We start from the raw sequence: 11,387 nt of genomic DNA, 5'->3' as shown, positions 1-11,387 counted from the left end.
ATCTCCTGTTAGCGGTCACAACCGGCGATGGTTAGGCCAAAACTCGCTTCATTGATCGCGTAATCCATCATGTTGCTGCCGTGTACGGTGAATGGGAACACTCGCCAGTTCGAAAACGACGGTGATTTGATTTTGACCCGGGTCAGCCGCCCGTCAGCGCCGGTGATCGCGTAATAAAGTGAGCCGCGCGGGCTTTCCACCCAACCCAAACCGCTGCCCTGCCAGTGGGCGGCCAGCGGTTGATACACCGGCTCTGGTTCACAGGCCAGCAGGTGGTTGAGCACGCGCTCGAGTACTTCAAAGCTGGTGGCAATTTCGCCGCCACGCACCGCGGCTCTGGCTTGGGCATCCCCCGCCGCGGCGGTAGTGACCGTAAAATCAAGATGCGGCCAGGCCGCATAAGGATGGTCGCGGCGCAAATCGCGATCAAGGCCTGAAGCCCGTTCCACTGGGCCGGTTGCCCCCTGATCGAGCGCGGTTTTGCGGTCGAGCACACCGGTGCTGATCAGGCGATCGAGGTGGCTGGCGGTGCGATTCATTCGTGCAAGATAGGCGGCGACGCGCGGACGCAGGGCGAGCAGGGCGCGCTGCGTCGTTTCGAGTGCCTGGGCAGAGAACGTGCGGCGCAGGCCGCCCGGCACGATCAAGCCACGCCCAAAACGGCTGCCGGTGAGTCGTCCGAGGATTTGTTTGAGCTGTTCTTCCAGCCAGAATCCTTCGGCCGAGGCCACCTTGAGGGTGGTGGTCTTGGCGAGCAGGCCGAAATAATGCAGGTGGTTGTAAAGCCGTTCGAGTTCTTGCAAGAGGACCCGCAACCAGTGTGCCGGTTCCGGAACGGCGCAGCCGCTGGCGGTTTCTACTGCCTGGGCGAAAGCCAGAGCGTGGGCGACACTGCCCACCCCGGAAACCCGTTCGGCCAGAAAGAGCCCCTGATCGGCCGAACGGCCGGCCATGCGGGCCTCGATTTGCCGATGCTTGAAGAACAGCCGGGGCTGGTGATGCAGAATCAATTCCCCGACATAGGCAAAACCGAAAGCGCCAGTTTCGACCACATCCGCCCGAACCGGCCCCCAGATCAGCGATTGCACCTGTTTTTGTCCGCCGGTGATTTCCGGCAGCCCGAGACCGGGGGGGTCATGCTCATCGAACACATCGGGGGCATTGCTGGATGAGATGGGCGCGTCGTCGTCCGGCAGGTTCTCGGCGGCATCGGCCAGCAAAGGCGTGCGCGGAAGGTGGCCCGGATGGAACAACAGAGGCCAGGGTTGGGGGTGGCCGGTGCAGATCAAGCCGTGTTGATCCATGATCTCGCGCTCGTACCAGCCGAGCAGTGGAATCACGTGGGTCAGCGTGGGTAGTTCCCGCACGTTCTGGAGCGTCAGGCACTCAAACATTGCGGCAGTGCTCGCCGCGCCCGCCGATAGCGGTGGCGCGACAAGGTAATGCACATCGGTGCCGCCCTGCATGCCGCGCTCGGCCCAGGCCATTTGAAAGCGCGCGCCGCGTGCATGCAGCGCTTCGGCCTCGGGCAGCAGTTGATCGACGGTGATGATTCGGGTGCGACAGGGATTCATGGCAGCATCGTCCGCGCCAGATGGAAAAACCGGGTAAAGGCATCCGGCCACCACAGACCAAACAGCAGCGTCGGGATCAGCGCCAGCCACATGGGCAGCGTTTGCCAGCACGAGAGGTGACGATTGATGGGTTGCGGAGCGATTTGTCCCGTCGCGCCGAAGGCCATGCGCCGGATGTGGTTTAAAAATGCGGCGAAAATCAGGATCAACAACAACGCCATGAACAGAATCTCCCAGACATATCCGCTGGCCAGCCCCGCCCGCACCACCTCGAATTCAGAGCGGAACAGGCCAAACGGCGGAGCACCGGTGATGGCGACGGCGCCGGCTAAAAACAGTAGCCCCATCATCGGGAAATGCCGCAGAAAACCCTGCATCTGCGCCATGTCTTTGGTTTCGTAGGCCCGCATCAGATTGCCCGCGCCGAAGAACATCAGGGATTTGGTCAGTGAATGGTTGAGCATGTGATACATTGCGGCCGCAAAACCGATCGGCCCGCCGATACCAAAGCCGATGGCCAGCACACCCATATGCTCGACTGAGGAATACGCCATCAGGCGTTTGATTCCGGTCTGGCGCACGATGAAGAGCGCCGCAACCAGCAAAGACAAAAGCCCAATCAGGATGAGCGCGGTATGCGCTAGCGGCGCAACCGGGCTGTCATCCATCGCCGTCATGAACCGGACGATGCCCAGCAACGCGGTATTGAGCAACGCCCCGGAGAGCATCGCAGACACTGGCGCGGGGCCTTCGCTATGCGCATCGGGGAGCCAGGTGTGCATCGGTACCAGCCCGACCTTGGTGCCAAAGCCGGCGAGTACCAGCAAAAACGCCAGAGCCGCGAGCGGCGGGGCCATGCCGGGGGCGAGTTCGGCCAGCTTGCGCCAAGTGAGGTCGTAGACCATGCCGGCAGCAAAGCTGCCGCCCCAGTAGAACAGCACGATCCCGAGCAGGGCGAGCGATAGCCCCGCCGAAACGATCACAATATATTTCCAGGCGGCCTCAATGGGTTCGGGCGCGCGTTCAAAGCCGACCAGAAACGCACTGATGATCGTCGTCAGGTCGATGGCGATCCAGTACAGCCCCGGCGAATTGAGCAGGGGCGCGACGAGCATGCTCAAGGCAAAGGCTGCGAGCAGGGCATAGAACAGCGGCAGGCGGGGCGCTTCTTCCGGCAGCATCCGCATGTACCCGGTGGCGTAGATCGAGGCCAAGAGGTAGACGGTGCCGACACACAGCAGCACCCAGGCACCCAAGGGCGACAAGATCAGGGCATGGCCGAGCAGAATCGCGGGTGTGGTCAGCGTGCTGGAGCATATCAGCAGCGCCAGCGTTTCGGCGAATACCAGCCCGGCGGCGATGAGGTTCAGCCATTCTGCCCAGCGCGGCCGCCGGGTGAGCGCGATGCCGGCGATGGCGAGGGCGGGCGTGAGCCAGAGCAGGGCGATCAGCAGGCCGATCAGCCCGTGGGGTGATGGAGCAGTCATCCCGTCAGTCTCCGCAAATCGGCCGAACTGGTCGTTCCGGCGTGTTCCTTGAGGTAGCGCATCAAGAGTCCGAAGGTCAGGACGATAATCAGCAAATCAAACAGGATCACGAGTTCCAGCAGCATCGGCATCCCGGGCACGAGAATTTGCGAGCCGAGAAAAATTCCGTTTTCGATGACGAGCAGGCCGAGCACATGGCTCAAGGCTTCGCGTCGCAACACCAACATCAGAAAACCGATCAGCTTGAGCCCGAGGAGTGCCATCAGCGCCAGTACAGCAATTTTGCTTTCCAGCCCCAGGGATTGCCCAATGCGATCGGCGACGAGATAGGCAAAAACCATCAGCGCCGCGCCCAGCACGAGGGTGGTTGAAGGGTTAAGAATCGGTGTGAATTCGCGGTGCATATCGAGCCGGTTCACCAGCCGCATCAACAGATACGGCAGCAGGCTGCCACGAAACAGCGCGGTCAGCCCCGCGATCAGGAAGAGTTCGTAGAAATGCCCATAATAACCAACCAGTGCGGATAACCCAGCGATGACCCAGGATTCGGCGGCGAAGGCCAACACATGATTACGCAGCCAATGCGAACCGAGCATCACAAAGGCAAGGACAAGCGCAATCACGATCAACAGGCTCATCAGCGAAGTCGCAATCGGGTCGAGGTGCAGAATCAGCATAATGAATAAGCCCCTGGCGCAGCGTTCATAATTGCGCCGCCACGATCGCCAGCACCGCAAACAGAAACGACAGTGCCAGCGGTTCTTGATAGCGATAAAACCGCAGGCGGGATTGCGCGGTATCCACGCCGACCATGAATAAGCCGAGACCGGCGTATTTCAGGAGAATCATCGCGCTCGCGCCGAGGATGCTGAGCCAATGGCCGTTCGTCGCCAGTCCCCAGGGAAACAGGAACACGTTGAGAAAAATCGTGTAGAGGATGAACTGCTTCATCCAACTCGCCCATTTGAGCAACCCCAGCAGTGGGCCGCTGTATTCGAGGATGCGCGCCTCGTCGATCATGTAAATCTCGTAGGGAATCGTCGAATGAATCGGCAGGCGGTCGGTTTCCACCGTCAGCAGAATCAGAAACGCCAGAGTCAGAAAAATGTGCGTCGGGCTCAAGAACGCGGCCGGCTGGCTCACCAAAAGATGATTGGCCACAAAGGGCAGCATGGCGTGATCGAGAAAGGTAATGCCGACCAGCACCAGAATCAGGGTCGGCTCGGCCAGCACCGTCAGCATCACCGCCCGGCTCGAACCCAGCCCGCCGAATGGCTGTCCCGTATCCAGCCCGGCCAGCAGCAGGGCGAAACTGCCCAGGGTGAGAATCAAACCGCCGCCCAAAATATCGCCCATGTCCGATAGGGGGAGCGGGTAGTTGGTGAGCACAGGAATGAGCAGAGGCACGGTCAGCATCGCGGTGAATGCGACGATGGGTGTCAACAGAAACACCCACGAGGCATCGCGGGGCACCACCAGTTCTTTGGAAAAATATTTGCACAGGTCGCGGTAGGGTTGGAAGATCGAAGGGCCGGCACTCATCTGCACCCGCTCTTCCATGCGCACAATAAATCCATGCAACAGTGGTGAAAGTGCAAGAACCGTGAGGACCTGCAGAATCTGCAAAAAAATTGGGCTGAATGTCATAAACCACACGGATTCAAGTTCAAAGTGCCATAACTAATGGGGGTGGCCTGGTGTAGCGCATTTCCACCCCGAAGAATACTTCGTGCGGCGTTCTAAATCCAGGCACTTTGCGTGGCCGGTGATGGATGGGGCTATCAGTACCCCCTGGATGGTTCTTGCCAATGGCGGTATCGCCCAAAGTGGATCCGTCATTGAGTCGAGTTTAAGAAGGTAACCTTTCACACGCAGCGGAACGGCGCTGCCCCGGTTTTTCTTCTGTCTCCGTCATTGTCTCCAAGCGATATTTTTGTCTCTCACTGAACTTATCCACAATGCAGGCTCTGCCCCTACGGGGTCCGGGTGGCACCCATCACGGTGGTGGGCGACGCCTTGTTCTATGGCACTTTCCAGGACCAGCGGCGCAACCTGGAAGCGCGCGTTGCGGGCATTGAATGCGACCGGCTAAAAGCGTTGAACGGCTTGAGTCGCTCAGGGTCCTGTGCCGGGTTGCGGCAGTGATCAGCTCAGGGCTTGTAGACGATGCGTCCGCTGACGTCGTCGAGCAGTATCTGCGGACCGGTGGCGAACAGCGAGAACTGCGACATCGCCCTCATCTCGTGTCGGCACCGGGCCGCGTGGCACGCTGGTGGCAAATCGCGTCGATCATGCGGCGTCCCCACCCGGCTTGCTGTCGCGCTCGATCGCCTTGCGCCGGGCCCGCCAGGTTTCCGCGGTCTGCGGCTTGACGAACAGGGTGACGATTTCCGCATGCGAGGCCTTGGCGTTCTTTTCGATGCGGTTGATGCAGGCCTCGATCTGCGGCGTGGTCAGTGCGTCTTCGAACTCCGCACTGAGTGCGGCCACCACCTGGTGGGGGCCCATCTGCATGGTCAGCACGCCGTTCGCGCTGCGCACGCCGGGATCGGCCGCCGCGATGGCGAGGATTGATTCGCGCACTCGCGGATGTGCCGGTTCGCCGATCAGCAGGCCCTTGCTCTCGCGCGCCAGCAGCGTCGCCGAGGTGACGAGCACGAGGGCGATGCCGATCGAGGCCGCACCATCCGGCCACGGTTCGTCGAGCAACTGCGAGCCGAGGATGCCAGCGAATGCGATCAGCAGGCCCAGCAGGGCGGCGCTGTCCTCCAGCAACACGGTGAACGTGCTGGGATCCTTGCTCTTGCGGAACGCCTCGAAATAACCCACGCGTCCCTTGGTCGCGCGGAACTCGCGTAGTGCGACGAGCCACGAAGCGCCCTCGAACAGCATCGATACACCGAGCACGAGATAATTGATGCGCGGATCGGTCATCGCCTCGGGCTGGCGCAAATGTGCGATGCCCTCGAACAGCGACACGCCGGCACCGAGCACCAGCACCAGCAACGCGACGATAAAGCTCCAGAAATACAGCTCGCGACCATAGCCGAACGGATGGGTCGAGTCCGCTGGCGCCTTGGCGCGATGCAGGCCATACAGTAACAGCAGTTCGTTGATCGTGTCGACCAGCGAATGCACGCCCTCGCTCCACATCGCCGAACTGCCAGAGAGCGCCGCCGCGACAAATTTACTGATCGCGATCAGCAGATTGCCGGCGAGAGCGGCATAGACCACGGTGCGGGAGCCGGAGGTGTTGGACATGGCGCGGTGATCTCTTGGGTGGACAGGTTCCGTCGACGGTTGCCGCCAAGTTTGTACTCGCGGGCTGCCCCGTAAGGTGAAACGGGAAGGGGCGCCATGCGCTTCGCTGCCGGTGGCGCGCCACCGATGGCTTTGTCGCGCGGCAATGGTAAGGATAGGAAATTCAACCGCGATCCAAAGTATCCTCGACGTAAGTGCCCGTGTCAAACGCCCATTTTCATCTTTAGTTTCCTTGCAGTAAATGTTTATATCAGTTACCGACTGACAGAATTTGCCGCTGAAACCGGGAAGTCCTTGATGCTCATTGACATCCGGTTTGGAGAACCGGACATTTATCATACCATCGCGTATTTTCGACATTGTTCGAGATATGCGCCCGCGTGGCGCGCCACGAGTTCAACCACACTCGACCATGACCAGGGCGGCGCATCAAGTGTTTTTGTGTGATTGCGTGGAAGTTCGCGATGCCAGGGCGGTGATCCGGGGTGTCCGAACGCAAGCTGGGGCATGCAGACAGTCGGCTGGCGCAGTTGATGGGCCTGCGCAACAAGAACGTGGCGGCGGTCGCGTTGGCGAACAGAACGCCCGCACGGTTTGGACGCTCCTGGTGCATTGCAAGGGTTAACAGCCTTGACCCTGGCAAATTCAGCGCTTCTTATAAGCCATCAAAGCATTGCGCATAGCCTCATCCACAACGTCCTCAAAAGAACTCATATTCCAGGCGGGCGACAAAGGTCTGATCCGGCGCGCCCCGATTGACGCCGAAAACTACGCCCGCACTGTACTCAAACTCGCTACCCGCAGTAGCGGGGAGTTCCCCGCTCAAGAACGGGCCAATTTGGTAGGCATTGTCGCCGGGTCGATAGTAGGCTTCAAGACCCGGTGCAAACTTGACGTTGATTCGATAGTTAACGCTGTACGCGGAACGGAGCGCGTATTTCCCGCTTGCCCCGGTGCCGACCTGTTTCTCCCAGATCAGATTCAGGCGCTGATCTATCCGCCCGGAGCGCTTCTCGAAAAGAGGCCCGAATTCGACGGCATCCGGCGTGCCATGCTGCTTGTTGGATTCGTAGGACAGCAGGAACCCGGGGTCCGCCCAGAATTCCCCGGCAGATGCGAGCTGGAAGGTGTTCTCGAACTCATAGCCCACCAAATGCGTTGTCGCGCCGGGATTGCGCTCGAATCGCCCTAAATACAATTCCGGCTTCCACCAACTGGTGAACGCATGGGAAATCGCCAATTCGTAGCCCCCCGCACCGTTGGTGTCGGCGCTGCCATCCCGGTAGGTAAAACCACGCAATTCGATCTCGTTTTGCCCTTTGGTCACGTAGGGCGAGTAAACGATGAAGTCATCCGCGCGCGCGCCGTGTGTCAGTACGACGGTCAGTGCCGCAGTAACCGCTGCAAACCAATTTCCGATAGGTCGACCACCCCCAGCTTGCATGATTTTAAAAAACATATTTGTTTTCACACATCCAATTCCTTCAACTGATTCAAAAGACGCCGCGGTGGCTGTCACCGTCCGCGACGAGTTGCACGGGAACAGCCTGCCAGTCAATCAGAGATTCCTGGCGTCCCTTCCTCCGCTCGCACCCGCGTCATACGCCTCCACTCCCTGGAACGCATCAGAAGCAAGATGGTCAGGAGCGTTCCGACGTAAAACACGAGTTGAATCCCCGATGGGCGAGCCACATACCCCACGAGGATATGCAGAAACTGGCCGGTTAGACTGGTCTGGCTCAGAATATGAGAGGTGTTCCACACTGTATTTCCCAGCGCTGGCAGCAGCCCCGCTTGATTGAGAAATCCTGCCGCCTGCGCAGCAAGGCCTGCTGCCAAGAGGAGAATCAGCCAACTGGTGATCGAGAAGAAATGCCGGGCAGGAATGCGCAGCAAGCCGCGGTACAACAAGAACCCCACCAGAACGCCGGCTGCGACGCCACCCACCCCACCCAAAACCATATTTACATTTTGGCCTCCGCCGGCGGCAATCGCCCAGAGAAACAAGACCGCCTCCGAGCCTTCGCGCATCACCGCCACGAGGGTAATGACGAGCAGGGCAGCGAGGGGCCGCCTGCCCGTTTGCACATCCGCACCAACAGCAGACAGCCGGGCGGCGAGCTGGCGACCATGTGCGCTCATCCATACGTTGTGCCAGGTGAGCATGGCCACGGCGCTCAGCAGAATCCCCGCGTCAAGAATCGCTTGACCGTTACCGGAAAAGGTAGACGAAATCTCGGCAGCGAGAATCGCCACGATGGACGCCCCAAGCAACCCCATCCCTACGCCCGCGGCCACCCAGCGACCGTGACCCACAATACCCCGGCTCGCACCGAGTACGATGGCAATGATAAGTGCTGCCTCCAGTACCTCCCGGAACATAATGATCGCGGTCGCTAGCACGCTCAGTTCCTCTTCGCCACAACCGTACCTTGCATCGCACGGTTGAAGTCATTGAAGAACTGGTAGCGCCCGGGCTCCAAGGGCCCCACGTAGATCGTTACTTCGCTATTTGCCGGCACAAGCACCTCTCGGGACAGGTCGTAGCTCTCGAACTCGGCCGGGAGCGCGTCCCGGTTGCGAACAACGAGCTTAAGTTTGGTGCCTGCCAGGAGAGCCAGCTCACGGGGTTCGAACTGCTGTCCATGAATCACCAGCACCGGCAACGGGTCGGCGGCAAGCGCGAAGCCGGACAGCGCGAATGCGCCTGGTAGGGCAACGGCCAGCATAAAACGGAATAACATGGCTTCTCCTTGGATAAGTAGCTAATTAGGCAATTACCGAATAAAGCGTAAATATAAATGATAATTGTTATCGTGTAAAGACAGGAAAATTACCATTTGAAGCCGCTTCTCGAGTATTAAGGCTTTTCAAAGATAGTCGGGAAAAGTTAGATAACGCTTCGGTGTTGTCGCTTGATGTGCTTCACACAGTAAGTATCCCCGGGCAAAGCCTCCGAGGGTGTCCGCGGTTTTGTAATGGAAACGGCTGCTCGATGAAGGCGGCATCGATGCGTTGCGAACCGTGCCTGAGCGAGGTCGCCCGGCCCGGCTGGATGCGCAGCAGTGGGCGGCGGCGCGTGCAGCCCTCCTGCAAGCCCCACCGAGCATTGATTTGGCACCGAACTGTGGACGCTCAAGCGCGTGGGCGCTGTCATTGAACGCATGCATGGCGTGCGCTTTGGCCAGACCCAGGTCTGGCGCATCCTGGGCGCGCTGGGCTTTAGCCCGCAAAAACCAGAGAAGCGGGCGATTGAGCGCGACGCGGATGCGGTGCGCGCCTGGAAGCGCAGCAGCTGGCCCAGTCTTAAGAAAAAGCCCGGCGAGAAGGCCGCCTGATCGTCTTTGTCGACGAGTCGGGGATCAGCGAGAAACCCACCCGGGTGCGCACTTGGGCACCCAGAGGACAGACGCCCATCATCCAGTTTCACTTCAACTGGAACCCTGTCTCGGTCATCGCCGGACTCACGCATAGTGGAGCGTTTTATAGTCGCACCCATAATGATCAATGACTTGTGCGTTTAACTGTCGAACTCGGGGGCGCCGGGTGAAAATTGGGTTCCACATAAATTGATGCTAATACAACTTCGCTTAATGTAACTTCACCTTCGCTTCAGTTCGTCGGGTAATAGTTCTGGCTAATGTCTGCAAGAACATCGTAAAAAAGCCATGTAAGGGAAACTCTGCAAAACCCCCACTTCTGCGCCCCGCACCCGAGTCCATTGTGGCAATATTAAGCCCATGAAACAAACCACCCTGAATCTAGACCTCAGTCTCAAGCGCACGCGCAAGCGTGAATTTCTCGAGCAGATGGAACACGTCGTACCGTGGGCAGCGCTGGTCAAGCTGATTGCCCCGCACTACCCCCAAGGCAACAACGGGCGTCCGCCGTTCCCGCTCGAAACCATGTTGCGCATCCACTTCATGCAGCAATGGTTCAGCCTGTCCGATCCGGGCATGGAAGAAGCCTTCTTCGACGTCCCGCTGTACCGCGAATTTGCCCAACTCGAAGACTATGCCCGCCTGCCTGACGAGAGCACCATCCTGCGCTTTCGCCACCGGCTCGAGCACCACCAGCTGGCCGAACAGATTCTCGCCACCGTCAATCAGCTGCTGATCCAGCAAGGCCTGCTGCTCAAAGTCGGCAGCGTGGTGGACGCCACCCTGATCCCGGCGCCCACCTCGACCAAGAACAAAGACAAGACCCGCGACCCCGAAATGCATTCCAGCAAAAAAGGCAATCAATGGTACTTCGGCATGAAAGCCCACATTGGTGCGGATGCCGATTCCGGACTGGTGCATACCGTGCGCGGCACGGCTGGCCATGTGCATGACGTGATCGAAGCCAATGGGCTGTTGCATGGCGAGGAAACAGAAGTGTATGGCGATGCCGGTTACCAGGGTGCCGCCAAACGCCCGGACGCCAAAGCGAGTATCAACTGGCACATCGCCATGCGCCCGGGCAAGCGCCGGGCGCTGGACAAGGACAAACCCATTGATGCATTGATCGACCAGTTGGAGAAACTCAAGGCGGGTATCCGCGCCAAGGTAGAGCACCCGTTCCGGGTGATCAAGCGCCAGTTCGGATTCGCCAAGGTGCGCTACAAAGGATTGAAGAAGAATACGGCCCAGCTCATCACCCTGTTTGCGCTATCCAATCTGTGGATGGCGCGGCACAAACTGAGGGCACTACCGGGATGAGTGCGCCTGGAAATCAGGAAAGCGGCCTGAACGGGGCTAAAAACTCTAAAAACAGCGCGGGAATAGGCGCTTATTAAGCATTTCGCGTGGCTGATTTGAAATTTAAAGCAGCGCCGCCTGCCGCTGCGCGGTGGATGGGGTTGTTCAGAGCATCCTTAGTTAGTGGGCGAGTTCAAATTCGAAGTGCAACTCTGATTAATGGGCTGGGAGAGTGAGATGCGATAGCATCCGAGCCCCTCGACCGCCAAGTCAAAGTTGCCTGGAATGAACTACACACATCTCACCCGAGTGATGAACCGGCATCCATCCACCATCAGCCGCGAGCTCCACCGAAATCGGGGTCTGCGCGGCTACCGGCCGAAGCA

The 11,387-nt window shown here is 59.4% G+C and carries 11 protein-coding genes and 2 pseudogenes; 5 read left to right on the top strand and 8 right to left on the bottom strand.

What is annotated here, in order from left to right; genetic code table 11:
- Positions 1-8: 8 nt before the first annotated feature.
- The 4 genes from GZH91_RS11145 to GZH91_RS11130 all read right to left on the bottom strand — a co-directional run bounded on the left by GZH91_RS11145 (position 9) and on the right by GZH91_RS11130 (position 4,708).
- A complete protein-coding gene (locus GZH91_RS11145; protein WP_147075067.1) occupies positions 9-1,574 on the bottom strand; it encodes a hydrogenase large subunit in 1,566 nt (521 codons plus the stop codon).
- The gene (locus GZH91_RS11140) at positions 1,571-3,061 is read right to left on the bottom strand and encodes a proton-conducting transporter transmembrane domain-containing protein (protein ID WP_147075068.1); all 1,491 of its coding nucleotides are present in this window, start codon (positions 3,059-3,061) and stop codon (positions 1,571-1,573) included. The genes GZH91_RS11145 and GZH91_RS11140 overlap by 4 nt, the downstream gene beginning before the upstream one ends.
- Positions 3,058-3,690 (bottom strand): hypothetical protein, encoded by a 633-nt coding sequence (locus GZH91_RS11135; RefSeq protein ID WP_198415299.1) that lies wholly within the window; start codon positions 3,688-3,690, stop codon positions 3,058-3,060. Before GZH91_RS11135 ends, GZH91_RS11140 begins: the two co-directional genes overlap by 4 nt.
- Before the next feature lie 73 nt (positions 3,691-3,763).
- Positions 3,764-4,708 (bottom strand): respiratory chain complex I subunit 1 family protein, encoded by a 945-nt coding sequence (locus tag GZH91_RS11130; protein WP_147075070.1) that lies wholly within the window; start codon positions 4,706-4,708, stop codon positions 3,764-3,766.
- A 339-nt stretch (positions 4,709-5,047) separates the two neighbouring features.
- On the opposite strand from GZH91_RS11130, the gene GZH91_RS17705 reads away from it, so the two are divergent.
- A complete protein-coding gene (locus tag GZH91_RS17705) occupies positions 5,048-5,206 on the top strand; it encodes a hypothetical protein (protein WP_174861875.1) in 159 nt (52 codons plus the stop codon).
- Between the two features lie 144 nt (positions 5,207-5,350).
- Here GZH91_RS17705 and GZH91_RS11120 read toward each other — a convergent pair whose 3' ends face one another.
- A complete protein-coding gene (locus GZH91_RS11120; RefSeq protein ID WP_147075071.1) occupies positions 5,351-6,322 on the bottom strand; it encodes a cation diffusion facilitator family transporter in 972 nt (323 codons plus the stop codon).
- A 96-nt stretch (positions 6,323-6,418) separates the two neighbouring features.
- Between GZH91_RS11120 and GZH91_RS11115 the strand changes: the two genes are divergently transcribed.
- Positions 6,419-6,769: a hypothetical protein gene (locus GZH91_RS11115; protein ID WP_161984256.1), complete on the top strand. Its 351-nt coding sequence runs from the start codon at positions 6,419-6,421 to the stop codon at positions 6,767-6,769.
- A gap of 253 nt (positions 6,770-7,022) precedes the next feature.
- Here GZH91_RS11115 and GZH91_RS11110 read toward each other — a convergent pair whose 3' ends face one another.
- The 3 genes from GZH91_RS11110 to GZH91_RS11100 all read right to left on the bottom strand — a co-directional run bounded on the left by GZH91_RS11110 (position 7,023) and on the right by GZH91_RS11100 (position 9,066).
- Positions 7,023-7,793 (bottom strand): hypothetical protein, encoded by a 771-nt coding sequence (locus tag GZH91_RS11110; RefSeq protein WP_198415298.1) that lies wholly within the window; start codon positions 7,791-7,793, stop codon positions 7,023-7,025.
- Between the two features lie 83 nt (positions 7,794-7,876).
- Complete coding sequence (locus GZH91_RS11105) at positions 7,877-8,725, bottom strand: FTR1 family iron permease (RefSeq protein WP_147075072.1); 849 nt, start codon at positions 8,723-8,725, stop codon at positions 7,877-7,879.
- A 2-nt stretch (positions 8,726-8,727) separates the two neighbouring features.
- Positions 8,728-9,066: a cupredoxin domain-containing protein gene (locus tag GZH91_RS11100; RefSeq protein WP_223264655.1), complete on the bottom strand. Its 339-nt coding sequence runs from the start codon at positions 9,064-9,066 to the stop codon at positions 8,728-8,730.
- Between the two features lie 235 nt (positions 9,067-9,301).
- Between GZH91_RS11100 and GZH91_RS11095 the strand changes: the two are divergent.
- The 3 genes and pseudogenes from GZH91_RS11095 to GZH91_RS18415 form a co-directional block, all read left to right on the top strand.
- Positions 9,302-9,809: pseudogene (locus GZH91_RS11095) on the top strand (IS630 family transposase); the annotation flags it as partial.
- A gap of 253 nt (positions 9,810-10,062) precedes the next feature.
- Complete coding sequence (locus tag GZH91_RS11090) at positions 10,063-11,022, top strand: IS5 family transposase (RefSeq protein WP_161984250.1); 960 nt, start codon at positions 10,063-10,065, stop codon at positions 11,020-11,022.
- A 264-nt stretch (positions 11,023-11,286) separates the two neighbouring features.
- Positions 11,287-11,349, top strand: a pseudogene (locus GZH91_RS18415) (hypothetical protein); the annotation flags it as partial.
- Between the last annotated feature and the right edge of the window lie 38 nt (positions 11,350-11,387).

It is taken from the genome of Sulfuriferula plumbiphila, from assembly GCF_009938015.1.
Lineage (GTDB): Bacteria > Pseudomonadota > Gammaproteobacteria > Burkholderiales > Sulfuriferulaceae > Sulfuriferula > Sulfuriferula plumbiphila.
The sequence above is the reverse complement of the archived record's forward strand: the minus strand, read 5'-3'. Positions and strand labels throughout refer to the sequence as shown.

Coding starts and splice junctions, on each gene's coding strand:
- GZH91_RS11120 (WP_147075071.1), bottom strand. CDS start 6,322: ATGTCCAACACCTCCGGCTCCCGCACCGTGGTCTATGCCGCTCTCGCC.
- GZH91_RS11115 (WP_161984256.1), top strand. CDS start 6,419: ATGCGCTTCGCTGCCGGTGGCGCGCCACCGATGGCTTTGTCGCGCGGC.
- GZH91_RS11130 (WP_147075070.1), bottom strand. CDS start 4,708: ATGACATTCAGCCCAATTTTTTTGCAGATTCTGCAGGTCCTCACGGTT.
- GZH91_RS11100 (WP_223264655.1), bottom strand. CDS start 9,066: ATGTTATTCCGTTTTATGCTGGCCGTTGCCCTACCAGGCGCATTCGCG.
- GZH91_RS11090 (WP_161984250.1), top strand. CDS start 10,063: ATGAAACAAACCACCCTGAATCTAGACCTCAGTCTCAAGCGCACGCGC.
- GZH91_RS11140 (WP_147075068.1), bottom strand. CDS start 3,061: ATGACTGCTCCATCACCCCACGGGCTGATCGGCCTGCTGATCGCCCTG.
- GZH91_RS11145 (WP_147075067.1), bottom strand. CDS start 1,574: ATGAATCCCTGTCGCACCCGAATCATCACCGTCGATCAACTGCTGCCC.